Annotated in this window: 20 protein-coding genes; 4 read left to right on the top strand and 16 right to left on the bottom strand. The window is 69.6% G+C overall.

The features are described 5' to 3' along the window. Positions 1-9: 9 nt before the first annotated feature. Complete coding sequence (locus V8201_RS15580) at positions 10-2,445, bottom strand: TonB-dependent receptor (RefSeq protein WP_336545866.1); 2,436 nt, start codon at positions 2,443-2,445, stop codon at positions 10-12. A 205-nt stretch (positions 2,446-2,650) separates the two neighbouring features. Between V8201_RS15580 and V8201_RS15575 the strand changes: the two genes are divergently transcribed. The 3 genes from V8201_RS15575 (at position 2,651) to V8201_RS15565 (ending at position 4,463) form a co-directional block, all read left to right on the top strand. After that, positions 2,651-3,019, top strand: coding sequence for a hypothetical protein (locus V8201_RS15575; RefSeq protein ID WP_336545865.1), 369 nt, complete (start codon positions 2,651-2,653; stop codon positions 3,017-3,019). A 109-nt stretch (positions 3,020-3,128) separates the two neighbouring features. Then, on the top strand, positions 3,129-3,458 hold the full coding sequence (locus tag V8201_RS15570; protein ID WP_200870339.1) for a UrcA family protein: 330 nt from the start codon (positions 3,129-3,131) through the stop codon (positions 3,456-3,458). Between the two features lie 135 nt (positions 3,459-3,593). Continuing rightward, a complete protein-coding gene (locus V8201_RS15565; protein ID WP_336545864.1) occupies positions 3,594-4,463 on the top strand; it encodes an MBL fold metallo-hydrolase in 870 nt (289 codons plus the stop codon). 11 nt (positions 4,464-4,474) lie between these two features. Here V8201_RS15565 and V8201_RS15560 read toward each other — a convergent pair whose 3' ends face one another. From V8201_RS15560 to V8201_RS15490, 15 genes are all read right to left on the bottom strand, one after another. Beyond that, positions 4,475-5,404 (bottom strand): Vgb family protein, encoded by a 930-nt coding sequence (locus tag V8201_RS15560; protein WP_373276493.1) that lies wholly within the window; start codon positions 5,402-5,404, stop codon positions 4,475-4,477. A gap of 30 nt (positions 5,405-5,434) precedes the next feature. Continuing rightward, positions 5,435-6,322 carry a sterol desaturase family protein gene (locus V8201_RS15555; RefSeq protein WP_336545863.1) on the bottom strand — a complete coding sequence of 296 codons (888 nt, stop codon included), beginning with the start codon at positions 6,320-6,322 and terminating at the stop codon, positions 5,435-5,437. Positions 6,323-6,437: 115 nt separating this feature from the next. Beyond that, positions 6,438-8,012 (bottom strand): tetratricopeptide repeat-containing sulfotransferase family protein, encoded by a 1,575-nt coding sequence (locus V8201_RS15550; protein ID WP_336545862.1) that lies wholly within the window; start codon positions 8,010-8,012, stop codon positions 6,438-6,440. Between the two features lie 14 nt (positions 8,013-8,026). Then, positions 8,027-8,956, bottom strand: a complete 930-nt coding sequence (locus V8201_RS15545; protein ID WP_336545861.1) for a response regulator — start codon at positions 8,954-8,956, stop codon at positions 8,027-8,029. Next, a complete protein-coding gene (locus V8201_RS15540) occupies positions 8,946-10,370 on the bottom strand; it encodes a hybrid sensor histidine kinase/response regulator (RefSeq protein WP_336545860.1) in 1,425 nt (474 codons plus the stop codon). Before V8201_RS15540 ends, V8201_RS15545 begins: the two co-directional genes overlap by 11 nt. Continuing rightward, complete coding sequence (atzF, locus tag V8201_RS15535) at positions 10,367-12,151, bottom strand: allophanate hydrolase (RefSeq protein WP_336545859.1); 1,785 nt, start codon at positions 12,149-12,151, stop codon at positions 10,367-10,369. Before atzF ends, V8201_RS15540 begins: the two co-directional genes overlap by 4 nt. Next, on the bottom strand, positions 12,148-15,765 hold the full coding sequence (gene uca, locus V8201_RS15530) for an urea carboxylase (RefSeq protein WP_336545858.1): 3,618 nt from the start codon (positions 15,763-15,765) through the stop codon (positions 12,148-12,150). Before uca ends, atzF begins: the two co-directional genes overlap by 4 nt. Next, the gene (locus tag V8201_RS15525) at positions 15,765-16,388 is read right to left on the bottom strand and encodes an urea amidolyase associated protein UAAP2 (RefSeq protein WP_373276492.1); all 624 of its coding nucleotides are present in this window, start codon (positions 16,386-16,388) and stop codon (positions 15,765-15,767) included. Before V8201_RS15525 ends, uca begins: the two co-directional genes overlap by 1 nt. A 9-nt stretch (positions 16,389-16,397) precedes the next feature. Next, positions 16,398-17,207, bottom strand: a complete 810-nt coding sequence (locus tag V8201_RS15520) for an urea amidolyase associated protein UAAP1 (RefSeq protein WP_336545857.1) — start codon at positions 17,205-17,207, stop codon at positions 16,398-16,400. Further along, a complete protein-coding gene (locus V8201_RS15515; RefSeq protein WP_271299988.1) occupies positions 17,204-17,992 on the bottom strand; it encodes an ATP-binding cassette domain-containing protein in 789 nt (262 codons plus the stop codon). Before V8201_RS15515 ends, V8201_RS15520 begins: the two co-directional genes overlap by 4 nt. Then, positions 17,989-18,807: an ABC transporter permease gene (locus V8201_RS15510; RefSeq protein WP_037531742.1), complete on the bottom strand. Its 819-nt coding sequence runs from the start codon at positions 18,805-18,807 to the stop codon at positions 17,989-17,991. The genes V8201_RS15515 and V8201_RS15510 overlap by 4 nt, the downstream gene beginning before the upstream one ends. A 141-nt stretch (positions 18,808-18,948) precedes the next feature. Beyond that, positions 18,949-20,043: a putative urea ABC transporter substrate-binding protein gene (locus V8201_RS15505; protein ID WP_373276491.1), complete on the bottom strand. Its 1,095-nt coding sequence runs from the start codon at positions 20,041-20,043 to the stop codon at positions 18,949-18,951. Between the two features lie 162 nt (positions 20,044-20,205). Next, a complete protein-coding gene (locus V8201_RS15500; protein WP_336545912.1) occupies positions 20,206-21,129 on the bottom strand; it encodes a LysR family transcriptional regulator in 924 nt (307 codons plus the stop codon). A gap of 116 nt (positions 21,130-21,245) precedes the next feature. Further along, the gene (locus V8201_RS15495) at positions 21,246-21,920 is read right to left on the bottom strand and encodes a hypothetical protein (protein ID WP_336545856.1); all 675 of its coding nucleotides are present in this window, start codon (positions 21,918-21,920) and stop codon (positions 21,246-21,248) included. After that, entirely contained in the window at positions 21,917-22,906 is a 990-nt protein-coding gene (locus V8201_RS15490) for a sterol desaturase family protein (RefSeq protein WP_336545855.1), read from the bottom strand. Before V8201_RS15490 ends, V8201_RS15495 begins: the two co-directional genes overlap by 4 nt. Positions 22,907-23,087: 181 nt before the next feature. Here V8201_RS15490 and V8201_RS15485 point away from each other — a divergent pair, with 181 nt between their 5' ends. Further along, positions 23,088-24,374, top strand: coding sequence for a PQQ-dependent sugar dehydrogenase (locus tag V8201_RS15485; RefSeq protein WP_336545854.1), 1,287 nt, complete (start codon positions 23,088-23,090; stop codon positions 24,372-24,374). The last annotated feature ends 15 nt before the right edge of the window (positions 24,375-24,389 follow it).

Below are 24,389 nucleotides of genomic sequence, written 5' to 3'. Positions count from 1 at the left end.
AGCGGCGGATCAATAATGAAGGCGGAATTCGACGCCGACGCGCCGCGGCGTCAGCACCCCGCGCGCGTAATAGCGCTCGACGACATCGGTGCGCACCTGATTGTACGACGATATGTCGTTGCTGATCGCGGTCACCGCATATTTGTCGAAGATATTGTCGGCGAACAGGCCGAACTCATATTGCGACGTGACGTAGTTCAACGACGCGCCGTGCGTCACATAGCTGGGGATGCGTTCGCCGTTGCCGCGCAGGCCGACGCGCGAATAGATGCCGCCGCGATAGACGGACGCCCAATTCGCCTCGATCCGGCGGCCGTCGCCGAGCGGATAGGTGTAATTGATCTGCAGGCTGCCGCTGTTCTTCGCCGATCCGGGCAGGCGATCGCCGGCGAAGGCGTCGTAGCGCACCCCCTGGCTGACGACGAGGCCAGCGACATCCTGCGTCAGATGCGCGTCGACATAGGAATAGGTGCCGGTCAGCGACAGGTTGCGCACCGGCCGCACCGTCGTCTGGACGTCGAAGCCGCGCGACACGGCGTCGGCGCCGTTGACGGTGATGCCGATCGCGCCGTTGACCGTCTGGCTCGGCACCTGCACGCCGGTCCAGTTGATCTCATAGCCGTCGACGGTGAATTGCAGCCTCTTGTCGAACAGGCTGGCGCGGACGCCGACTTCCTTGTTGCGCGTGCGGTCCGGGCCGTAGACCAATTCATTGGGCAGCGCGCAGAGGTTCTGGCCGGCGGGCAGCGGCTGGATGCAGGGGACGACGCGGTTGACGCCGCCGACGCGATAACCGGTCGAATAGGTGAAATAGGCGAGCAGGTTCTCGCTGAACTTGTACGAGGTATTGCCCTTCCACACCACGCCGTCCTTGGCGGTATCGCCGGTGCGGATGCGGCTCGCGGCGATCGTGGTCGACGGATAGGGCATGCGCGTCAGGCCGCCGCCGAACAGCGGCGTGTCCGATCCGCCCTCGACGCTCGCGTCATATTTGAAATAGCGGATGCCGCCGGTGACCTGCCACGCCTGGGTCAGGTGCAGCGTGCCTTCGCCATAGGCGGCCTTCTCGGTCGTCTTGCTGTTGACCAGCGAGATATATTCGAGGTCGTCGGGCCGGTTGATGCCGGCGAAGGCGGCGAAGCCGGGCGTATATTCGTTGCGCGTGCTGCCGAACTTGAGCCGGTTGTAGAAGCCGCCGATCACCCAGTTGAACGGCCCGCCATGCGCGGAGACGATCCGAACCTCCTGGTTGAACTGCCGGTAGCGCTGTTCATTGTTGGCATAGGAGGAGAATTGCGGGAACGCCTCATAGCCGTAATCGAGGTCGAGCAGCAGATCGGTATTGTCGTCGGTGCTGGTGATATGCTGCTTGGTATAGGCGGTGGTGCTGACCAGCTGCGCGATCCGGCCGAGGTTGATGTTGAATTCGGCGGAGAACAGGTCGGCCCGGCGGTCGACCGGTTCCAGATAGCGCCACGGGCCTTCGTAATCGCCGGTGCCGAGCACGCCCGCGCCATTCGCCTGACGGCCGCCGGTCTTGGTCGTCTGATGCGCGTAGGTGAGATACGCCTTGATGTCGGGATTGACCTCGAGCAGCAACTGGTTGCGCGTGGTGAAGGTGTGTTCGTAATTGACGTCGCGCCTGCGCGTGAAGTTGGCGCCGTAATCGGCGTTGCTGCCCAGCGATGCGGCCGCGCCGGTCGCCGCGCGGCCCGGCTGCGGGTCCGACACGCCGGGCTGCTGAAGCAGGTAATTGTAATCGATGAAGCCGGCATTGTCGTAATATCCGGTCGAGGTGCGGAAGGCGATGTGGTCCTTGACGATCGGCAGGTTGATCGCGACGTCGCCGAGCGCGCCGAAATCCCCCGAATGCGACTGGGCATAGCCGCGGCCGTGCGCGTCGATCGTGATCCGGTCGGTCTCCGGACGGTTGGGGATGTAGCGCACCGCACCGGCGAGCGTGCCGAGACCGTAGAGCGTACCCTGCGGCCCCTGCAGCACCTCGACGCGCGCGACGTCGATCAGCTTGAAGTCGAGGTAGAGTGGCACTTCGCCCAGATAGACGCCGACCGCATTGCCGCTGTCTGCGCCGCCCACGCTGGTGTCGCCCGAGGCGATGCCGCGCAGGATGATCGCGCCGGTCGAGCCCGGGCCGGTGTCGGCGACGGTGACGCCCGGCGTGAAGGAGGCGAGCGAGCGGATGTCGTCGAGCCGCTGCGTCTGGATCGTCTCGGCGGAGACGGCGCTGATGTTGATCGGCGCGTCCTGCAACGTCGTCCGCCGCCGGCTGCCGGTGACGACGATGTCGTTCGCGTCCGAGACGATCGACGGGTCCGCCGCCCCCGCAGCATTCGCCGGCGCCTCCTGCGCCAGCGCCGGCGCGCTGAGGATGCTCATCAGCGCGGTCGCGCCCATCAAGCCTGCGCGGGAAAAACCTACTGCCATCAACGCCCCCTTGTCACAAAACCAACGGCCGCCGAGGCATTGCCGGTCGGTGCCGGCGTCCCGATCGGGCCGTTCGCGTGTGCAGCAGAGTGTGGATATTGGCGGCGAACCGACATGGGGCGTTTGACGTAACCGGCCGATCGTCCGCACCGCCTACGTCAAACGGCGGATGCCGCCGTGCCGCGTGTCGCGCTAGCCAGGACCCATGGCGATCCGGCTCTTCCTGCTGGCGGCGACCGTCGCTGCCCTGCCCTCTGCCGCGGCGGCAGCGCCGCGTGCGACGCTGGTGCATTGCGGCACCGAGACCTGCCTGCGCCTGTCAGGGGAGCGCGCCGATGCCGCCACCCCGGTGCGGATCGGCGGGCGGGCGCTCGCCGTCGAGGGTGGACGCCGCTGGCGGATCGTCGTGCCGCTGGCGACCGCCCGGAGCTGGCCGATCACGCGCCATTATGCGGTGTCGATCACCTTTGCCGACGGCGACGACGATCAGGCGCGCACCGCGAGCGTGGCCCTGCCGCCCGGATCGCTCGGCGGCCGGCTGGAGCTCGCCTCGCTGGTCATCGCCGCCCACTGATCCGCGCCGCGGTGGCGGCGGCCGGGTGCTTGTCGACGGGCACCATCACTCCTACATTCATGCGACCGTGTTGCCGGAAGAGCGACAGGCCCGAATGCAGGAGATGATGATGAAACTCGGTGTCGCGGCGCTCGCCGCTGTTCTGGCGGCCACGCCGGCCCTCGCCGCACCCGGCGGCAACCCCTTCTCGGCCGACAGCGCCGTGCTCAACCTGCGCGGGCTCGATCTGACCACCGTCGACGGCCAGCAGCGGCTGGCGATCCGGATGGATCAGGTCGCCAGCACGGTCTGCGGCGAGAAGCTGAGCAGCGTCCATCTCGCCCTCGGTGCGCAGGCGCGCGAATGCCGTGCCGACGTGATCGCCGACATCCGCACCCGCATCGCCGCCGCGACCGCGGCGCGCGGCGAGGCGCACGGCACGCAGCTGGCGATGCGCTGAGGGGTCGACGGAGCCGCATCCCGGCTCCGTCAAACGCCCCATGGCCGCGCGGATCGCTCCGCCTAGGCTGACGGGATGATGCCTTCGTCAGCCTTGTTTAGCAGACCGGTCGGGCCTTCGGTCCGTCGGGCGCTCATGCTCGCCACTGCGGCGTGGCTGACGCTCGGCGCGGCGGCGCCCGGCGGGCCGTCATTCGCGCCCTGGATCGACGGCACCACGCCGGGCGAGCCCGAAACGCAGGTGCAGCGCATCGACGCCGACACCGTCGTCATCCGCCAGTCGGTGCGCACCAATTTCGAGGCGCCGTTCCTCTACCTCCTGTTCGGACGCGACCGCGCGTTGCTGATCGACAGCGGTGCCGGCGGATTGCGCATCCGGCCCGTCGTCGACCGACTGATCGCCGACTGGCGCCGGCGCCATGGCGACCGGCCGATCCGCCTGATCGTCGCGCATTCGCACGGTCATGGCGATCATCACGCCGGCGACGACGAATTCCGCGACCGCCCGGATACGCAGATCGTCGGCCTCGCCCCCGAACAGGTCGCCGCCGTCTTCGCGGTTCGCGACTGGCCCCGGACGATCGGTCATTACGACCTCGGCGGCCGCCCGCTCGCGATCCTGCCGACGCCGGGGCACGAACCCGCGCATATCATGGTCTACGACGCGCGCACGCGGCTGCTCTTCTCGGGCGACATGCTCTATCCGGGCCGCCTCTACGTGCCGCGCGACCGTTTCGCCGTCTTCCGCGCCAGCGCCGACCGGCTCGCTGCCTTCGCCCGCACGCATCCGATCCGCGCCCTGCTCGGCGCGCATATCGAGATGACGACGACGCCGGGGCGCGACTATCCGATGCAGGCCGCGACGCATCCGTCCGAACATGGTCTGGCGCTGCCGCCGACGGCGATCGCGGAACTCGACGCGGCGGTAAATGCCGCCGCGACGCCGCCGGCGATCGATCGCCACGCCGATTTCATCGTCTACCCCATCGATCCCAAGCCGCGCTGATCGCGCCGCGGTCAGCGGCCGATCGACTTGGGGCTCTTCCACCACGACAGCGTGTGCGCGTCGTGCGCGCTCGTCCACACGCCCGCCCGCGTGTAGCGCAACGCGCCGCTGCCCGCCGCCGCGCCGACCCGCGCAGTGATCGCGAGCGTCCGCGCATCGATGACGACGAAGGTCTGGCCGGCGGTGGTGCGCAGCCAGACCTTGCCGCCGCCGGTATCGATATCGCCGTATTTCAACGTCTCGTCGACCTTGACCCGGCCGGTCACCGTGGCGCCGGCGGGGTCGATCCGCGCGACGGTGCCGTCCCCCTGTTCCTGCACCCAGACCGCGCCTTCGCCCACCGCGAGGAAGCCCGGCTCACGACCCAGCGCAACCGTCGCGGTGACCGTATTGGTCGCGGGATTGATGCGTTGCAGGCTGCGGCCGGTGCCGCTCACCGCCCATAACGCGCCCTCCCCGAACGCCAGATAGAAACTGTCCGGATTGACCGGGATCGAAGCGGTCACGCCGTTGGTCGCGGGATCGATCCGCGCGATGACGCCGGCCGCGTCGCTCGCCACCCAGATCGCACCCGCCCCGGCGGCGACGTTGAGTTCGCCCTTGGGATTGGCGATGCCGGTGGCGATCACCGCGGTGATCGTCGCGGTCTTCGGATCGATGCGGTTGAGCGTCAGCGCCTTGCAATCCGCCACCCAGAGCGAGCCATAAGCGATCGTCATCGCGCCGCACGGATGCGCCATCGCCACCGCCGCCTGCTTGCCGTGCACCGACCAGCGCTCAACCCGGCCGACGTTGGTCGCCCAGACGCTCTTGCCGTCGACGGCGAGGAAATCGGCAAAGCCCGGCACGGTCAGCACGCGCGCGGACGGCGTCGCGGCCAGCGCCGGCGCGATCATCAGGCAGGCGGAGATCACTGCCGCCACCCACGTCTTCGCTGTCATGCGCACATAGTCCCCCGTCAACGATGGCGATCAGATCGCGGCTTCGGTCTGCTCCGCGGCGTCGCGGCGCCGGCGCGCCCGCGCGATCAGCGGTTGCGCCGGGAACAGGAACTGCTCGCGGATCGTCAGCCGCCGGCGCGCGTCCTGCCCCACCGCCTCCGCCTCGCCGTCGCAATAGGTGCCGAAGATGCGGTCGAGCAGGATCAGCGAATTGCCGTAATTGCACCGCGTCTCCTCATAGCCGACCGAATGGTGCAGGCTATGGTTGCGGATCGTCGTGAAGACATAGGCGTACCAGCGCGGCGGATCGCAGCGCGTATTGGCGTGCGCGAAGGTGGAGACGATTGCGAGGATGTTGAGCGCGCAGAACTCCGCGGCGAGCGGCAGGTCGAACAGCGCCAGCACGCTGAGGCTGATCAGGAACAGCTCGATCGGATTGCCCACCGCCCCCTTCATCGCGTTGAGCTGCGTCAGATGATGATGCGGCGCGTGCGTCGACCAGAAGAACGCCTGATTGTGCATCAGCCGGTGCATCCAATATTGGCCGAATTCGATCAGCACGATCACCATCGCGACTTGGACCACGAACGGCAGGTGCATCGCCCAGGCGGTGGTGATGCCGAGCGCATGTTTGGCGGCGGTGAGCGGCGCATCGGCGAGCGTGCGCGACAGCCAGGCGATCGCGGTATAGTTGAGCGTCAGGTAGAACAGGTCGGTGAGGAACTCCTGCCGGGTGAGGCGCCAGCTGCGGTGCCGTTCGCTGACCCATTCGAGGCCCTGGATCACCGCGGTGCTGAGCAAGGTCGCGGCGACGATCGACCAGGGATTGTCGGTCACCGCGGCGGGCGCGACCGCCCAGCCGAACAGCACCGCCGCCACCATCATCGGCTGCACATAGCGCAAGAGGGTCGTCGTCATCGTGTTCCGCCCGATCTGCCGGCGCCACGGGGCCGGCCGCAGCGCAGACGATAAGGCGGCCGACCGGCAGCACAGGTGGGCAAATGACGTAGCCGCGGCTGGCGCGCGCACGCGACTAGTCGACAACGATACCGCGTTCGGCGAGGAAAGCGCGGGCCGGCGCGAGCGCCTCGGCATGGCGGCGCCAGCGATCCACCGCATCGCGGTAGAGCGGCCGGCGGACCTGCGCCGCGCTCGGCGTCGACACCGGCGCGGCATTGCTCTGGAACGAGAGGCAGGCGTCCGGCCAGTCGAGCCCGCAATGAGCGAGCAGCCGGCGCGTCGCCTGCTCCTGGTTTGCCACCAGATCCTCATAGCCGAGTTCGAGCACCCGCCCCGGCAGCACCTCGCGCCACAGCGCCATCAGCCGGTCGAAACGATGATAGTAAGCCGCGATGTCGAGCAGATCGTAGCTATAATCGTAATAGCGCGAGCCGATCGCGAACAGGTTGCGGAAGTTGGCGAGGATCGTGTCCATCGGATTGCGCCGCAGGCAGACGATCGCGGCATCGGGCAACGCGCGGGCGATCAGGCCGATGTACATCATATTGCCGGGAAACTTGTCGATGAACCGCGGCTTTGCGCCGGCGACATGCGCGGCGGCGCGGGCGAGGTAAGCGCGACCGATCGCACCCGGATCGACGGCCGCCGCCGCGGCGATCGTCTCGGGATCGAGCACGGTGCGGCTGCGCGTGCCGCTCGCCAGCTTGACCGCCAGCGGCATCGCCTGCAGCTCGCCGGCGCTCTCGACCTCGGGATGCGACGACAGGATGCGATCGACCAACGTCGTCCCGGTCCGCGGCATGCCGACGATGAAGATCGGCCGCGCGCCCGGCGCCGGACTCGCCGGCGCGGCGGCGGGCCGCAGCCAATGCGCTTCGACCGCATCGAAATTGGCGGCGTCGCTGGCGAAGCGATAGGGCAAGGCGGCGCGATGCTCGGCATTGGCCTCGGCGAGCGCGGCGAAGGCCGCCATCGGCTCGCCGAGATCGTCGAGCTCCTTGGCGAGCGCATAGCCGAGCAGCAGCCGGTCCGGCCCCGCCCGCGCGGCGCGGCGTGCTTCGGTCAGCCGGTCGACATGGTTGCGCTCCGGCGTCTGCCGGCGCAGCCCGGCGAGCAGGTGATGCGCGCGGGCATGGCCGGGCGACCGCGCGATCAGCGCTTCCACCGCCTGCTCCGCCGCCTCCTGCCGGCCGACGAAGCTCAGCGCGGCGGCCTGATTGTAGCGGAACTCGACGTTCCCCGGCTCCAGCCGCACCGCCGCGTCGAAATGCGGCAGCGAGGCGGCATGGTCGCCGAGCCGGGCATAGACGCAGCCCATCGTGTCGCGGCCGAGCGCGTCGCCCGGCGGCGCGGCCTCTGCCGCCCGCAGCGCGCGCGCGGCGTCGTCGTCGCGGCGTACCAGCGTGTAGAGGCGGGCGAGCTGCGCGTGATATTCCCCCTGCCCGTCGCGCCCCGTCGCCGCCTCGACCAGCTCGATGGCGATCGTCACCTTGCCGAGCAGCGCCGCGGCGATGCCGGCGAGGAACCAGGCCTCGGCGACGTGCGGCGCCTCGATCCGCCAGCGGGTGGCGGCATCGAAGGCCGCGCCCGTCTCGCCGCGGGCGAGCAGCGCGCGGATCGTCGCGGCGCGCGGTGACGGAGAGGTCATGCGGCGGCGTCCTCCTAGCGGGTCAGGGTGGTCACCGCGATCGCCGTCGCCGACGCGCGATTCTCCACCCCCATCTTCTCGAATATCTGTTCGAGATGCTTGTTCACGGTCCGCGGGCTGATCTGCAGGATGTCGCTGATCTCGCGATTCTGCTTGCCGCGGCTGATCCACAGCAGCACCTCCGCCTCGCGCGCGGTGAGGCCGTGCTGCGCGGCGAGCATCGCGCGCTCCTCACCTTCATGCCGTTCGGCGAGGCGGAAGACCCATTGGCCGGCGGCGGTGCAGCGCAGCAACGTGGCTTCGAGCGTCCGCTCCCCCGCGGCGACGGCGATCCGTGCGCCGGGTGCGGGCGGTGCCGCCTGGAGGTCGCGCAGCGCCGCGCGCACGGGATCGGGCAGACCGCCGGCGGCGGACGACCAGCCGGGAAACAGCCGTTCGAGCATCAGGCTCGCCGCCGGGGTGAGCCATTGCGGCGTGCCGGCGCGATCCACCGCCAGCGCCGGGCGACCGCTGGTGTCGAGCGCGAGCTGGCTGCCATGGGCGACGCGCGCGGTGGCGAGGTGGACGCGGATGCGCGCGAGCAGCTCGTCCACGACGATCGGCTTGCTGACGAAATCGACGCCGCCGACGCTGAGCCCGCGCACGACATGTTCGGTCTCGGTCAGCCCGGTCATGAAGATGATCGGCAGGTGGCGCAGGCCGGGCTGGTCCTTGATCCGGCGCGTCGTCTCGAACCCGTCGAGCCGCGGCATCACCGCGTCCATCAGGATGAGGTCGGGGACGACCGTCTTGAGCGAGTCGAGTGCGGCGAGCCCGTCGATCGCGATCAGCACGGTCATCCCGGCGCTCTCCAGCGTGGTGGTGAGAAAGCGCAACGCTTCGGGCGTGTCGTCGACGACCAGGATCACCGGCCGGACGGGATCGGCGGGGTCGCTATGCGGCATCGTCGATCGTCTGTACCAGAGACCGCAGGTCGAGCGCCTGCAAATGGCGGCGCAGGATGGCGACGAGCCCCGCCGCTTCCGGAACCGACGTCGCGAGCGCGTCGAGCGCCCGCTCGACGCCGCGGACATGACCGATCCCGGCCTGCGCGCGCGCCTGTTCGAGCAGCGCCCCGGCTTCGGGCGGCAGGGCGTCGCGCGGCATCGCATCGTCGGCGGACGCCGGCGCCGGCGCCGGCGTGTCCGCTTGCTCCCAGCGCAGGTCGAGCTGGCTGCCGATCAACGTGACCAGGGCATCGAGTTCGACCGGCTTGGTCATGAAGGCGTCGTGGCTGTCGCGCCCCTCGCGCGGCGCGCCGAGATCATGGGCATCGGCCGACACCAGCACGATGCGCAATGCGCCGCCATGATCGGCGCGGAGCCGGGAGGCGACCTGCCAGCCGGTCATCCCCGGCATCTGGATGTCGAGCAGGACGATGTTGGGCGCGATCCGTGCGGCGAGCGCGAGGCCGTCGGGGCCGTTCGCCGCGGTCTCGACCCGGAAACCGAGCGGGACGAGCAGCGAGTGCAGGATCGCGCGCTGCGCCGGATCGTCGTCGATCGCCAGCACCGTGCGGCGCGCGCCATGATAGCCGGTGATCGCCCCGCCCGGGTTGGCGCCGCGCACGGCGCGATCGACCGCCGGCAGCATCACCCGGAAGCGGAAGGCGCTGCCTGCGCCGGGCGTGCTGGTCACGGCGATGTCGCCGCCCAGCACGCTCGCCAGCACGCGGGTGATGGCGAGGCCGAGGCCGATCCCGGGCTGACGCTGCGCCTCGCTCGAGCTGCCGCGATCGAACGGCGCGAACACCCGGTCGAGATCCTCCGCGGCGATGCCGATGCCGGTATCGCGGACGGTGATGTCCGCCACCTGGCTGCGATAGCCGACGTGCACCGCGACGCTGCCGGCATCGGTATATTTGATCGCGTTGGAGACGAGGTTGATGAGGATCTGGCGCAGCCGCTTGTCGTCCGCCTTGACCCGATCGGGCAGCCGCGCGTCGATCTCGAGCGTCAGCGCGAGGCCCTTGGCCGCCGCCTGCATCCGGAACATGGCGACGACCTGCTGGAGCAGCGCGCGGATGTCGATCGGCTCGGCGCGGATCGTCATCACGCCGCTTTCGATCCGCGAGATCTCCAGCAGCCCTTCGACGAGGTTGGTGACATGCTCGGCCGAGCGGCGGATGATCGTCCCCGCCTCCGCGCCCGAGATGCCGGGATCGCGTTCGAGCAACTGGGCATAGCCGTAGATGACGTTGAGCGGCGAGCGGATCTCGTGGCTGACCGCGGCGAGATAGCGCGTCTTCGCCTCGTTCGCCGCCTTGGCGCGTTCGAGTTCGGCGCGGATCGCCGGATCGCTGGCGGTGGGCGCGATCATGATCCCCCCGGACGGGCGAGACCATCGATATAGGCGCGCCAGCCGCCGAGCGCGGTGATGTCCTCGGCGCCCTCGATCGCGCGCGGCTCGGCGACGAAGCCCTTGACCGTCGAACCGTCGGCGAGCGTCACCGATCCGATCGCGAGCGGCGCCGGCACCTCGACGACGAAGCTGCCGAAGGCGGCGACGTCGAGTTCATAGACCTCGACCGCGATTGCCGCGCCGTCGGCGGCATGGACCAGCGCCGGCTTGGGCGGCGTGCTGTTGGCCATCGCGTAGAGCCGGTAGGTCGGCGCGGTGGTGGTCGCGGCCACCAGGCGCGCATTGCGCGAGGTCAGCTGCCAGTGCAGCGGCATGCCGTCGAGATGGGCGCCGACGACGGCGAGCTTTACAATGTCCATAGGGTCCTCGGTGGTCAGGGGCGGTGACGGTGGCGGCGCGGCGGCGGCGAGATAGGCGTCCCCCGCGTCGAGCAACGCGCGGTCGGTCCAGGCGGGCGCGATCAGCGTGATGCCGAAGCCGGTGCGATTGTCGCGCCAGCCGGCGGGCAGCGCGAGCGCCGCCATGTCGAGCAGATTGACGAAATTGGTATAGAGGCCGAGGTTGCTGTTGAGCGCGATCGGCGCGGCGCGCATCTCGGCGATCCGGTAGATGGTCGGCGTCGTCGGCAGCGCGAGCAGGTCGATGTCCTGCCACATCGCGTCGGCGTGGCGCTGGAGTTCGGCGAGGCGATACTGGCCCTCGAACACGTCGACGCCACTGACCGTCCGCCCGTGTTCCATGATCGCGCGGACGGTCGGATCGATCGCCTCCGGCCGGTCGTCGAGCAGCGGCCGGGCGGCGGCGGTGCGCTCCGCCACCCAGGGCCCACCGTAGAGCAGCATCGCCGCCTCGCGCAGCGGCGCCATGTCGATCTCGACCACTTCGGCACCGCTCGCGGCGAGCGTCGCCAGCGCCTGATCGTACAGGCGTTCGGACGCGGCGTCGCCGAGGAACAGGCGCTGGTCGGGCCGCGGCACGCCGATCCGGCGCAGGGCGACCGGCCGATCCGCGACCGGGCGGGAATAGGCATCGGCGGCATCGAAGCCGGCGACCACCGCATCGACCGCGCGGGCATCGGCGATGTCGTGGGTGAGGACGGTGATGCAGTCGAGCGTGCGACAGGCGGGGACGAGCCCGGTCGTGCTCCACCGCCCCTTGGTCGGCTTCATGCCCACCAACCCGTTGAACGCCGCCGGCACGCGCCCGGAGCCCGCGGTGTCGGTGCCGAGCGCGAAGGCGACCAGCCCCGCCGCCACCGCGACCGCCGACCCCGAGCTCGACCCGCCGCTGACATAGGCGCGGTTGAACACGCAGGCGGGCGCGCCATAGGGGCTGCGCGTGCCGTTGAGCCCGGTGGCGAACTGGTCGAGGTTGGTCTTGCCGACCGGCACCGCCCCCGCCGCGATCAGCCGCGCCACCACCTCGGCCGATGCCTCCGGCCGATAGGCGAAGTCGGGACAGGCGGCGGTGGTCGGCACGCCGGCAAGGTCGATATTGTCCTTGATCGCGAAGGGCACGCCGGCGAGCGGCAGCGTCTCGCCGGCGGCGATCCGGGCATCGACCGCCGCGGCGCGCGCCAGCACGTCCGCCTCCGCCAGCCGCGTGATCCACACCGCGGGCTGGATCGCGGCATAGGCCTCGATCCGCGCCAGCGCGTCGCGGGCGACCGAGACCGCATTGGTTTCTCCCGCGGTCACCGCCGCGGCGATCGCGCCGGCCCGGATACGTCCGTCGCTCATGCCACCTCCACCGCGAGCATCGCGCCGCCCGGAGCGAGCGACTGTCTCTCCTGCACATAGACCGCGCGGACGACGCCGGTGACCGGGCTGACCACCGGTGATTCCATCTTCATCGCCTCGATCACCGCGATCGTCTCGCCGGCGCTGACGCTGGCGCCGTCGGCGACGAGCAGCTTCCACAGGCTGCCGCCGAACGGCGCCTCGACCAGCTCGCAGCCTTCCGGAATCGCGATCTCGGCGGTGGCGGCGCCGGCGTCGGCTTCCTCGGTGAGCGCGGCGACGCGATCGAACTCGCCGCTCCGCTCCCAGGCGGCGCGCTCCGTATCGAACGCCGCCTGCCGCTGCGCCTGAAAGGCGGCGATCGACGCGTCATTCTCCGCAAGGAAGGCGCGATAGTCGGACAGGCGGAACACCTCCTCCTCGATCCGGATCGCGCGGCGGCCGAGCGGAAAGTCGCGCCGCCATTCGGTCAGTTCGTCATGGCTGACCGGGAAGAAGCGGATGCGATCGAAGAAGCGCAGCAGCCACGGCTTGCCGTCCTGGAAGGCGTCGGTCTGCCGCCACGCGTTCCACACCTGGATGGTGCGGCCGAACAGCTGATAGCCGCCCGGCCCCTCCATGCCGTAGATGCACATGTAGGCGCCGCCGATGCCGACGACGTTGGGCGGCGTCCAGGTCCGCGCCGGATTGTATTTGGTGGTGACGAGGCGGTGGCGCGGGTCGATCGGCGTCGCGACCGGCGCGCCGAGATAGACGTCGCCCAGCCCCATGACGAGATAGTCGGCGTCGAAGACGATCCGCTGTACGTCCTCAATGCTGTCCAGCCCGTTGACGCGGCGGATGAACTCGATGTTGTCCGGGCACCAGGGCGCATCGTCGCGCACCGATTCCATGTACTTGTCGATCGTCTGATAGATCGCCGGATCCTGCCACGACAGCGGCAGGTGGACGACGCGCGACGGGATCTCGAAATCGTCGAGTCCGCCAAGCCGCTCCTCGGCGGCGACCAGCGCGGCGATCAGGTCCCGCTGCGACAGCAGGCGGCTGTCGTAATGGAGCTGGAGCGAACGGATGCCGGGCGTCACGTCGATCATCCCCGGCAGCGCCATTGCCTCGATCTCGAGCATCAGCGCGTGGACGCGCAGCCGCAGTTCGAGGTCGAGGACGATCGGGCCATATTCGACGAGCAGGTTGCGGTCGCCCTGCTGGCGATAGGTCACCGCCGGCCGGACGCCCTGCGCCGGAATCGCGTGCAGGATCGGCGAGCCGAGCGTTTCCTCTTCGGGCGCGCCGGCGCGATCCGCCGGGGGCGCCGCCAGCGTGGCGACCAGCCGGTCCTGCGCCTGCTCCGCCGCCACCGCGGCGGCGGTGTCGATCGGCACGAAGCGGACGCTGTCGCCCGGTGCGAGCTGCCCGACCTTCCACAGATCGGCCTGCGCGACGACGAACGGGCAGACGAAGCCGCCGAGCGACGGGCCGTCGGGCCCGAGGATGATCGGCATGTCGCCGGTGAAATCGACCGCGCCGATCGCATAAGCATTGTCGTGGATGTTGGACGGATGCAGCCCCGCCTCGCCGCCGTCCTGCCGCGCCCATTGCGGCTTGGGGCCGAGCAGGCGGACGCCGGTGCGGTTGGAATTGTAATGCACCTTCCACGCGGTGGCGCGCAGCATCGCGATATCGTCGGCGGTGAAGAAGTCGGGCGCGCCGTGCGGGCCGTAGAGCACATGCAGCGTCCAGTCGCGGGTGATCGCCGGCCGGTCGGCGGCGGCCAGCGCCGCCGAGGGGGCGGCGGGCGGATCGGTGCGCGCGAGATGCAGCGTGTCGCCGGTCATCACCGCGCGGCCGGCATGGCCGCCGAACTCGCCGAGCGTGAAGGCGCTGCGGCTGCCGAGGAACATTGGCACGTCGAGCCCGCCGGCGACCGCGATATAGCCGCGCATGCCGCCGCCGGTGACGCGGCCGATCCTGAGCGTCTGCCCGGCGGCGACGTCGACCGGTGCGTAGCAGCCGATCGGCACGCCATCGAGCGTCGCGCCAAAATCGGCGCCGGTCAGGCACACGCGCGCCGCGGCGTTGAACAACAGGGTCGGTCCCGCGGCGGTGATCTCCAGTCCCGCCGCCGCCTCGTCATTGCCGATCAATCGGTTGCCGAGGCGGAAGGCGAGCGAATCCATCGGCCCCGAGGGCGGCACACCGACGTGCCACAGGTGGAGCCGGCCCGGATGATCCTGCACCGTGGTCGAGGCGCCGCCCGCCAGCACGCGGATCGTGCGCGGCGTATAGGCGATGTCGGCGAGCGCGCGCGTCGATACTGCGCCGGAGGTGAACACGTCGGAGCGCACCACGGTGCGCAGCCAGTCGAGGTTGGTCTCGATCCCGGCGATGCTCGTCCGGTCGAGCGCCTCCTGCATCGCGGCGACCGCCGCCTCGCGGGTCGGCGCGGTGACGATCAGCTTGGCGAGCATCGGATCGTACCAGGCGGACACCTCCGTCCCGGCGGCGATCCAGTGATCGACGCGCGGCCCCTCCGGAAAGGCGACGCCGACGAGCCGGCCCGAACTCGGCCGATAGTCCTGCGCCGGGTCCTCGGCATAGAGGCGGACCTGGATCGAGGCGCCCTGCGGCGTGGGCACGAAGCCGTCGAGGAAGCCGGTATCGCCCGCCGCCCCGCGCACCATCCATTCGACCAGGTCGACGCCCGTCACCTGCTCGGTGACGCCATGTTCGACCTGAAGCCGGGTGTTGACCTCGAGGAAGAAGAAATCGTCGCGCTCCGCGTCGTAGAGGAACTCCACCGTGCCGGCCGAGCGATAGTCGGCGGCGGCGGTGAGCCGCACCGCCGCGTCGATCAGCGCGCGGCGCGTCGCCTCGGGCAGCAGCGGCGCGGGGGTTTCCTCGACCACCTTCTGGTTGCGGCGCTGGAGCGAACAGTCGCGTTCGCCGAGCGCGACGACATGGCCTGCGCCGTCGCCGAACACCTGCACCTCGATATGGCGCGCGCGCGCGACATAGCGTTCGAGGAAGACGCCGCCGTCGCCGAAATTGCCCGCGCCGAGCCGCGCCACGGTGGCGAAGCCGTCGCGCACGTCGGCGGCGTCGGTGCAGACCTTCATGCCGATCCCGCCGCCACCCGCGGTGGCCTTGAGGATCACCGGATAGCCGATCCGCTCCGCCGCGGCGAGCGCGGCGGCCTCGTCGCTGAGCAGGTCGGTGCCGGGGGCGAGCGGGACGCCGTGCGCGGCGGCGAGGTCGCGCGCGGTGTGCTTGAGCCCGAAGGCACGGATATTCTCGGGAGTCGGGCCGATGAAGACGATCCCGCGCGCGGCGCAGGCCTCGGCGAAGGCGGTGTTCTCCGAGAGGAAGCCATAGCCGGGATGGATCGCCTGCGCGCCCGTCGCCTCTGCCGCGGCGAGGATCGCGGCGACGTCGAGATAGCTTTCGGCGGCGGGCGCGGGGCCGATGCGGACCGCCTCGTCGGCCTGCGCGACATGCGCCGAGCCCGCGTCCGCGTCGCTGAACACCGCGACCGAGCCGACGCCCATCGCCTTGAGCGTGCGGATGATACGGCAGGCGATCGCGCCGCGGTTGGCGATCAGGACCTTGGTGAACATCAGCCGATCACCTGCATGCGCACCGGCGTGGGGTTGAAGCCGTTACAGGGATTGTTGATCTGCGGGCAGTTCGAGACGACGACGATCACGTCCATCTCGGCACGCAGATCGACGCTGAGGCCGGGCGCGGAGATGCCGTCGACGATCCCCAGCGTTCCGTCCGCCTCGACCGGCACGTTCATGAAGAAGTTGATGTTCGACACCATGTCGCGCTTGCCGCGCCCGGCGCGGACGTTGGCGTCGAGGAAATTGTCGACGCAGCTATGCTGCGCCTTGGTGTGGTGGCCGTATCGCAACGTGTTCGATTCGCACGAACAGGCGCCGCCGATCGTATCGTGATAGGCGACGTCGCTGGCGACGATCGTCATCATCGCCCGCCCCTCGTTGGACAGCAGCACCGCGCCGGTGCGCAGGAACAGGTTGCGCTGCGTCGCGATCGTGTCCTGTGCGCTATAGCGTTCGGCGTCGTCAGCGGCGGCGTACATCAGGAAATCGACCGCCTGATTGCCTTCAAGGTCGATGATGCGCAGCGTCTCGCCGGCGGCGATGCGGTGCATCCACGGCGCCCGCGCCGGAACGGTCTCGTCGTGGCGGATGGCGCCGGGAAGAGGGGCAAGGGTCATCGTCATCCTTCAGCGCGCGTAGAGGTCTTCGGTGTTGAGGAAGGCGCGCAGGCCTTCCGGCGTCGCGGTGCGCAGCGGATCGTCCGCCGCCGCCGGCGCGCCGCGCCACGCGGTCGCGCGCAGCGGGGTGACGGTATAGGCGTTGCGCGGATCGAGCACGTGCGGGCAATTGGCGAGCGCGACGATCAACTCCATCTCGGCGCGCAGCACCAGCGTCCGGCCGGGTGCGAACGGCCCGATCTGCGGCTCGGTGGCGCCATCGTCGGCGATGCGCACGCCCTTGAACCAGGTGACGCAGGGGTGGACGTCCCTGCGGCCAAGCCCGTGCTTGGCGACGGCGAGCATGAACCGGTCGCGGGCATTGGGATACGGCCCGTAATTGCTGCCCTCGCCATAGCGGCGCGCGTTCGACGCGGCATTGGACGCGCCGCAGAAGGCGTCGTGCGTACCGGCTTCGTCGTCGAGGATCGACATCATCACCCGGCCCATGTCCGACAGCAAAAGCCGCCCGGCGCCGAGATAGCCGTTCCACTGCACCTTGACCGTATCGGCGACGTTGAGCCGCTCGGTCGGCATCTCGGCGTTGAACAGCAGCATCGCCGCGCAGGCATCGCCGCCGAGGTCGATCAGCCGCAGCCGGGTGCCGCGCGCGATCCGCCGTGCGGCATAGCCACCCGGCGCGATCGTCTCCTCCCAGATCACGTCTCCGGGCGCATCGGCGGCGGCGGCGGGCAATGTCGGCATCGCCTCCACCCGGGTGCCCGCCATCGCGCGGGCATGATCGCGCGCGCCGGAGGGGTCGGCGGTGGTCGTCGTCATGCAATGGGTCTCCCGGACGGGTCCGTGGTGAGCGCCGCGAGCAGCGCGGGCGGCGGCGGTGTCTTGCGATCGAGCGGCAGGTCGTAGGTGACGGTCGCGCCGAAGCGGTGCGGCGCGTGCGGATCGTGGCGCCGCTTGTCGAAGGCGAGCACACGCGTGCCGAGCTTGAACGCCTCGCCGATGTCGTGCGTCACCATGACGATGGTCAGGCCGTGATCCTGCCACAGCCGGGTGATGAGCGCATGCATGTCGAGGCGGATGCCGGGATCGAGCGCGCCGAACGGCTCGTCGAGCAACAGGATGCGCGGATGCTTGACCAGCGCCTGCGCGATCGCCAGCCGCTGCTGCATCCCGCCCGACATCTGCGCCGGATAGACGTCGAGACTATGGTCAAGCCCGACCGCGGCGAGCATCTCGACCGCGCGGTCGCGCGCCGCCCGCCGCCGTGCGCCGAACAGCCGCGCGGTCAGCGGCGCACCGGCGCATTCGATCCCGAACAGCACGTTGCCGAGCGCGGTGAGGTGCGGGAAGACCGAATAACGCTGGAAGACGACGCCGCGATCGGGACCGCAGGCCGCCGGCATCGCCCGGCCGTCGAGCAGCACCTGCCCGCGCGTCGGCGCCTCCTGCCCGAGGACGAGGCGCAGGAAGGTGCTCTTGCCCGCCCCCGACGGGCCGACCACCGCGACGAAACTGCCCGCGTCGAGCTGGAGCGAGACACGTTCGAGCACGATCTTGTCGCCATATTCGACCCAGATGTTGCGCAATTCGAGCAGCGGCGTCATCGGCCTGCTCCGTGCGCCCAGGGGAAGCCGCGGCGGCTGATCGCCATCAGCAGCGCATCGGCGAGGATCGCGAGCAGCGAGATCCAGGCGACATAGGGCAGGATGATGTCCATCGCGAAATAGCGGCGGACGAGGAAGATGCGATAGCCGAGCCCAACGTCGGAGGCGACCGCCTCCGCGGCGATCAGGAACACCCAGGCCGGCCCCATCGACAGCCGCAGCGCCTCGATCAGCCGCGGCATCAGCTGCGGCAGCGCGACGCGGATCGCGAGCTGCCAGCTGTTCGCGCCGAGCGTCTGCGCCTTGGCGAACTGCTCGGCGGGCAGCCCGGTGACGAAGCCGGTCAGGTCGCGCGTCATGAACGGCGCGATGCCGATCGCGATCAGCGCGATCTTCGACGCCTCGTCGAGCCCGAGCACGATGAACAGGATCGGCAGCACCGCGACCGGCGGAATGACCGCGATGATCGCCACCATCGGCCCGAGCAGCGCCCGGGCGAGCGGCACGGTGCCGAGCAGCAGGCCGAGGATCAGCGCGGTCGCGGTGGCGATGGCGAGGCCGATGCCGAGGCGGTACAGGCTCGCCAGCGTATCGGCGACGAGCAGGATGCGATCGGTCGCGGGGTCGCGCTGGGTGGTGAAGTCGTGCGCCGCCTGCGCCATCGCCGCAAAGGTCGGCAGCACCTTGTCGGCCGGATTGGCGGCGTGGCGCGCCTCCGAGGCGAGCAGATAGACGAGCAGCAGCGCGACGATCGGCAGCGCGCCGAGCAACAGCCGCGATGCGCGCTGCGGCCGGATGTCGACCAGCCGCCTCATGCGGCGGGCCGAGCCGCGGGCCGGGTCGTGATGGTCGTACGCGGTGCCATTCCCGTCCTTCTGTTCGGCCATGCCACCGGCACGGCGCTCCGTTCGCCGGGGCGGCACCCCGGCGGCCTCCGTCTCTCGCTCAGGGTGCGGCTACAGCGTCCCGCTCGCCGCCAGCTTCATGTAAGTGGGATCGAAGCGCAGCTTGACGTTCTTGGGATCGCCGAGCGACTTGCCGCCGGCGAAGCTGATCCCGATCGCGTCGACCGATCTGGCGCTCGGCCCGAACAGACCGTGCGCGAAGCTGAACTGACGCACCCGGTCGGTGACGGTGATGAGGTCGGGATTCTCGGCATAGGCCGCGGCATCCTTCGCGTTGGCGTAGAGATGCGTCGTCTTGAGCTGTTCGTCGAAACTGGCCTCGGTGGTGCCGGCGGCCTTCGCCATCGCGGCGCGCGCCGCCTTGCCGGTCGCGTCGGTGCGGGTCATCAGCGCCATCGTCTCGTACCAGATGCCGGCGAGCGCCTTGCCGAGGTTGGGATTGGCCTTGAGCGTCTCGGTGCTGACGTTGAGCGTGTCGAGGATCTCGTTGGGGATCTTGGAACTGTCGAACACCTCGGTCGCGCCCGGCGTCGCGCGGATCGTCGCCAGCTGCGGGTTCCAGGTGGCGACCGCGGTGACGCCGGGCGAAGCGAAGGCGCCGACGATATCGGCGTCGCCGGTGTTGACCGTCTTGACGTCGGCGAGCTTCATCCCGTTGAGCTCGAGACCGCGGGCGAGCAGGAAATGCGAGACCGACAGTTCGACCAGCTTGACCGAGCGTCCCTTAATGTCGGCCATCGTCCGGCCGTTCTTGAGCACGACGCCGTCATTGCCGTCGGAATAATCGCCGATCAGCAGGACGGTCGTGTCCTTGCCGCCCGCGGCGGGAATGGTAAGCGCGTCCATCGTCGTCGCGGTGACGCCGTCGAGCTTGCCGGCGGCATATTGATTGACCGATTCGACATAGTCGTTGACCTGCACCATGCGGATGGTGATGCCGTATTTATCGGCCCATTTCTTCACGATGCCGGCCTGCTGCGCATAGGGCCAGGGCATCCAGCCGGTGTAGATCGACCAGCCGATCGCAAAGTCCTTCTTGACGGCGCCGGCGCCCGCCGCCGAACCGGCCGGCTTGCTGCCGCACCCGCCCAGCGCCATCAATGCCGCTATCGCTGCCATGCCGCCGAGCCACGGTCGATCTACCATTCAGCGGTCCCTTTGCCGTGCCGATGCGCCCCGCCCTCGCCAAGCCATTGAAGAAGCCGGCGAAATCATGCGCGCATCAGCGCCTTACCCTCGTCGCCAAGGTTGCCGCGCCGGAGATCATCGATGAAGGGGCAAAATTCCGATGGAAGACATAGACCGTGTCTATGCCCTGCGCTGCGCCCGGTTGCGGCGCATCACCTCGTCGAGGAACAGCTGCGTCGCGGTGTCGCGCGAGGGTTCGGCGCGGGCGAGCAGGAAGATATCGTAGGACGGCTCCGCATCGGGATGGAGCAGCGGCCACAGCCGCCCCCTGGCGACCGCGCTTTCGGCGGCGAGCACCGGCAGGAAGCCGATGCCGACGCCGAGCGAGATCAGCCGGATCGCCTCGTTGATATCCTCCGCCCGGCCGGTGGCGCGGGTGCCGAGCCGGTAACGCCGGCGCAGCCGGGTGATCGTCTCCAGCTCGTCCTCGCCGGTCAGGACGAAGCCTTCGTCCTTGAGCTCGCCGAGCCGCTCGACGCGGTGCCCGAACAGCGGATGCGTGCGCGCGCAATAGAGCTGCTGACGCTCGACGAGCAGCGGTTCGTAGATCAGCCCGCCGCGCACGTTGCTGTCATAGCCGACGCCGATCTCCGCCTCGCCATGTTCGAGCGCGTCGAGCACCGCGCGCCACGGCGAGACGCGGATCTCGATATGGATGTTCGGGTTGCGACGATGGAAGCTGGCGATCGCCTCGTCGAATTCGAGCGACGACACCGCGGAGATCAGCTGGATGCGGACGACGCCCTCGATCCGCTTGGTCGCCTGCGCGACCTGGTGCGGCACCATCCGCGCGGCCTCGAGCATCTCCTCGCACAAGGCGAGCAGCGCGCTTCCCGCGGCGGTCATCTCGACGCCCCCCGCCGAGCGGTTGAGCAACTGCACGCCGACCTGTTCCTCGAGCCGCTTGAGCGCGGCGCTGATGCTCGGCTGCTGCCTGTTGAGCTTGCGCGCCGCCGCGCCGATGCCGCCCGCGCGGACGATCTCGACGAAGGTGCGCAGCAGGTTCCAGTCGACGCGGCTGGCAAACGTCTTGTCAGGCAGCATCACGTCGTCGATCACATGGCCAGCTCCGCAACCCCGTGCGGCACACCTTTAGCCGGGCGCCCTGCCCGTGCAACGCCCTTGCCATCCGCGCGACCGGGGCCGCGCCGTCCGGCTGCTCAGCCTTGGCGCAGGCTGCGCCGGAACAGCGCCCCGACCCGCCGCGCCTCGAACACCCGCCCGATCGCATAGAGCGTGGCGAAGATCCCGGCGAAGACATAGCCTTCGGTCGGCGACGGCTTCTTGTCCTTGTCGTCATCGCCGCCCTTCTTCTTGGGTTGCTCGGGTGCCGGCGCGCCGAGCGCCTTGTCGATAGGATTGAGCGGCGCCGGCGTCTTCTTCGCCTTCGGCTTCTTGGCCTCGATCTTGGGGGATTCGAGCTTGCCGAGCGCGACGGTCGCCTGCGCGAAGGCGAGGAACAGCAAAGGCGCGAGGAAGCAATAGAGCAACGCCTTGCTCAGCAGCCGATAGCGCAGGACCAGCCCCTCCGCCTGCGCCTCGATCCACAGCATGCCGCCGCTGAACACCGCCATCCGGTCCTGCGCCGCCGCGTCGCGCTTGCTGAAGGTCAGCGTGTCGCCGTTCCGCTCGCGCGCGGTGCCGGTGGTGCGGAACAGCGGATCGAGCCGGTCGAACGCCTCGTCCGGCGATTGACCGGGGTCGAGCGGCACGCTGCCATGGATATGCCAGATCCAGTCGGTCAGCCGCTTACGCAGCGTCGGCGCTCCGGACGCATCCGGCTGCGCTGCGCCGGTCGGCAGGGTGTCGGCGGTCATCATCGCGGCGGTCGTCATTCGGCCGGCACCACGTGCGGATAGGCATTGGGCGAGAACCGCGCCTTGATGCTCTTCCAGGCTTCCACGAAGGTGAAGCTCATCGTCTCGCCGATCGACATCGGCCGGCCGCCCTCCATGCCGAGCAGTTCCGCCTCGCCGTCGACGCAGGTGCCGAACATCCGGTCGATGATCACCCAGGTGCTGGTGTAATTGCTGCGGCTCGCCTCGAAGTCCTGCGAATGGTGGACGCTGTGATGCTCGGTGGTGTTGAACAGGAAGCGCCACCAGCGCGGCGAATTGAAGCGGACGTTGATATGCTGGTAGGTGCCGACCGCGAGGCCGAACGCGCCGGCAAGCAGCACGGCGCGCGGCACGAAGTCGAAGAAGCCGCCGACGCCGAGGCCGATCAGGAACAGCTCGACCGGATTGCCGACCGCGCCCTTGTTGATGTTGAGCTGGGTGATGTAATGGTGCGGCGCGTGCGCGATCCACAGCGGATGCCAATTGTGCATGCCGCGATGCATCCAATATTGGCCGAAGTCGAAGACGAACGAGATCAGGAAGGCCTGCAACAGCAACGGCAGGCTGGTAAACCAGGACAGTTTGTCCCAGTCGAACGAATGCTGCACCGCCTTGATGATCGCACCATCGCCGATGTAACTGTCGACGACGCGCAGCAACGTGTAGCCGAGACCGACGTAGAACAGGTCGCTGGTCAGCTCCTTCCAGGTCAGCCGCCAGCTGTCGTGACGGGGCGCGAGCCATTCGAGCCCGAGCAGCAGCACCTTGAAGCCGACGCCGATCGCGACGGCGGTGGACGCCTTGGCGATGCTGTTGGGCGCGTAGAACCAGAAGGCGAGCAGCGCGAACAGCATCACCGGCTGGAACCAGGTGAAGAACAGCCGCTTCGCGGGACCGCCCTCGACCTTCGGGATATTCTCCCATCCGACGGTGACGGGCGCCTGCGCGCCGATCACCCGCTTGCCTACCCGAACACCGTCCATCTGCACCTCGCATCGCTACGATCCGACAGCCTTATGTCGGTAAGTGCGCGGCGGCGTGATACGTCATCAGACGTATAAGCGGCGGCGTGGGCGCCGGGTGCGATGCGGGTTGCCGAGAGAGGCTAAGTGTCGGAAAGATGATGATAACCGGGCAGCTCGCCCACTCGCCGAAGGATCGTCCATGTTGCGCACCACCTTGATCGCCGCCACGGGGCTGGGCCTGCTCACCGGATGCGGCGGGTCCGGCGGGTCGGCCGGCTCCGGCGCCCCGCAGCCGACGGAACAGGCGCAGGCCGCGGCAGCGCCGGTCAATTACGGCAACAGCAAACCCGCCGCGACCAAGCCGTTCCGGACGGTGCCGGTCGCCACCTTTGATTCGCCCTGGGCGCTCGCCTTTCTGCCCGACGCGACGATGCTGGTGACGGAAAAGCCCGGGCGCCTGTGGCTGGTGACGCCGAACGGCGGCAAGACCGCGGTCGGCGGCGTGCCGACCGTGCACGACTCGGGGCAGGGCGGCCTGCTGTTCGTCGCCACCGCGCCGGGCTTCGCGCAGAACCGCCAGATCTATTTGACCTATGCCGAACCGGGCGAGGGCGGCGACGGCCTTACCCTCGCCCGCGCGACGCTCGGCACGGCGGACGGCAAGCCGGCGTTGCAGGGGCTGGAGGTGCTGTGGCGTCAGCTGCCGCGCGGCAACGGCGGCCAGTTCGGCGGCTATATCGCCTTCTCGCCCGACGGCCAGTCTCTATTCCTGACCTCGGGCGAGCGGCAGCGCTTCACCCCCGCGCAGGATCCAGACCAGGCGCTCGGCAAGATCCTGCGGCTGACGCTCGACGGCAAGCCCGCGCCCGGCAACCCGCATGCCGGCCAGACCGGCGCGGCGACGATCGCGGTGATCGATCCGCCCGCCAATACCGGCGCGGCGGCCAAGGCGCCGGTGCGCAAGGTGACGCTGACCACGCCCAACCTGACGCCTGCCGAGACCTGGACCAGCGGCCATCGCAATCCGTACGGCCTCGCCTTCGACGCGCAGGGGCGTCTCTGGGAAACCGAGATGGGGCCACAGGGCGGCGACGAGCTCAACCTGATCGAGCCGGGCAGGAATTACGGCTGGCCGCTCGTTTCCTACGGCGACAATTACGATGGTACGCCGATCGCCAAGCCGGACAGCCGCCCCGATCTGCAACAGCCGGTCCTCTACTGGAACCCGGTGATCGCGCCGGCAGGCTTCGCCTTCTACGCCGGCAACATGTTCCCGGAGTGGCGCGGATCGGCCTTCGTCGGCGGCCTCGCCTCGACCGCGCTGATCCGCCTCGCCTTCGACGGCACCAGCGCACGCGAGGCCGAGCGGTGGGACATGGGCGCCCGCATCCGCGCGGTGATGGCCGGACCCGACGGCGGCCTGTGGCTGCTTGAGGACGGCGACTCGGGCCGGCTGCTGCATCTCGTCGGCAACCGCGGCGGGTGAGCGGCGGGCGGTGCC

The sequence above is a fragment of the Sphingomonas kyungheensis genome (assembly GCF_037120395.1).
GTDB lineage: Bacteria > Pseudomonadota > Alphaproteobacteria > Sphingomonadales > Sphingomonadaceae > Sphingomonas > Sphingomonas kyungheensis.
The sequence above is the reverse complement of the archived record's forward strand: the minus strand, read 5'-3'. Positions and strand labels throughout refer to the sequence as shown.

Excerpts from the sequence above, each read along its gene's own strand:
- V8201_RS15580 (WP_336545866.1), bottom strand. The coding sequence starts at position 2,445 with ATGGCAGTAGGTTTTTCCCGCGCAGGCTTGATGGGCGCGACCGCGCTG.
- V8201_RS15575 (WP_336545865.1), top strand. The coding sequence starts at position 2,651 with ATGGCGATCCGGCTCTTCCTGCTGGCGGCGACCGTCGCTGCCCTGCCC.
- V8201_RS15570 (WP_200870339.1), top strand. The coding sequence starts at position 3,129 with ATGAAACTCGGTGTCGCGGCGCTCGCCGCTGTTCTGGCGGCCACGCCG.
- V8201_RS15565 (WP_336545864.1), top strand. The coding sequence starts at position 3,594 with ATGCTCGCCACTGCGGCGTGGCTGACGCTCGGCGCGGCGGCGCCCGGC.
- V8201_RS15560 (WP_373276493.1), bottom strand. The coding sequence starts at position 5,404 with ATGACAGCGAAGACGTGGGTGGCGGCAGTGATCTCCGCCTGCCTGATG.
- V8201_RS15555 (WP_336545863.1), bottom strand. The coding sequence starts at position 6,322 with ATGACGACGACCCTCTTGCGCTATGTGCAGCCGATGATGGTGGCGGCG.
- V8201_RS15550 (WP_336545862.1), bottom strand. The coding sequence starts at position 8,012 with ATGACCTCTCCGTCACCGCGCGCCGCGACGATCCGCGCGCTGCTCGCC.
- V8201_RS15545 (WP_336545861.1), bottom strand. The coding sequence starts at position 8,956 with ATGCCGCATAGCGACCCCGCCGATCCCGTCCGGCCGGTGATCCTGGTC.
- V8201_RS15540 (WP_336545860.1), bottom strand. The coding sequence starts at position 10,370 with ATGATCGCGCCCACCGCCAGCGATCCGGCGATCCGCGCCGAACTCGAA.
- atzF (WP_336545859.1), bottom strand. The coding sequence starts at position 12,151 with ATGAGCGACGGACGTATCCGGGCCGGCGCGATCGCCGCGGCGGTGACC.
- uca (WP_336545858.1), bottom strand. The coding sequence starts at position 15,765 with ATGTTCACCAAGGTCCTGATCGCCAACCGCGGCGCGATCGCCTGCCGT.
- V8201_RS15525 (WP_373276492.1), bottom strand. The coding sequence starts at position 16,388 with ATGACCCTTGCCCCTCTTCCCGGCGCCATCCGCCACGACGAGACCGTT.
- V8201_RS15520 (WP_336545857.1), bottom strand. The coding sequence starts at position 17,207 with ATGACGACGACCACCGCCGACCCCTCCGGCGCGCGCGATCATGCCCGC.
- V8201_RS15515 (WP_271299988.1), bottom strand. The coding sequence starts at position 17,992 with ATGACGCCGCTGCTCGAATTGCGCAACATCTGGGTCGAATATGGCGAC.
- V8201_RS15510 (WP_037531742.1), bottom strand. The coding sequence starts at position 18,807 with ATGAGGCGGCTGGTCGACATCCGGCCGCAGCGCGCATCGCGGCTGTTG.
- V8201_RS15505 (WP_373276491.1), bottom strand. The coding sequence starts at position 20,043 with ATGGTAGATCGACCGTGGCTCGGCGGCATGGCAGCGATAGCGGCATTG.
- V8201_RS15500 (WP_336545912.1), bottom strand. The coding sequence starts at position 21,129 with ATGCTGCCTGACAAGACGTTTGCCAGCCGCGTCGACTGGAACCTGCTG.
- V8201_RS15495 (WP_336545856.1), bottom strand. The coding sequence starts at position 21,920 with ATGACGACCGCCGCGATGATGACCGCCGACACCCTGCCGACCGGCGCA.
- V8201_RS15490 (WP_336545855.1), bottom strand. The coding sequence starts at position 22,906 with ATGGACGGTGTTCGGGTAGGCAAGCGGGTGATCGGCGCGCAGGCGCCC.
- V8201_RS15485 (WP_336545854.1), top strand. The coding sequence starts at position 23,088 with ATGTTGCGCACCACCTTGATCGCCGCCACGGGGCTGGGCCTGCTCACC.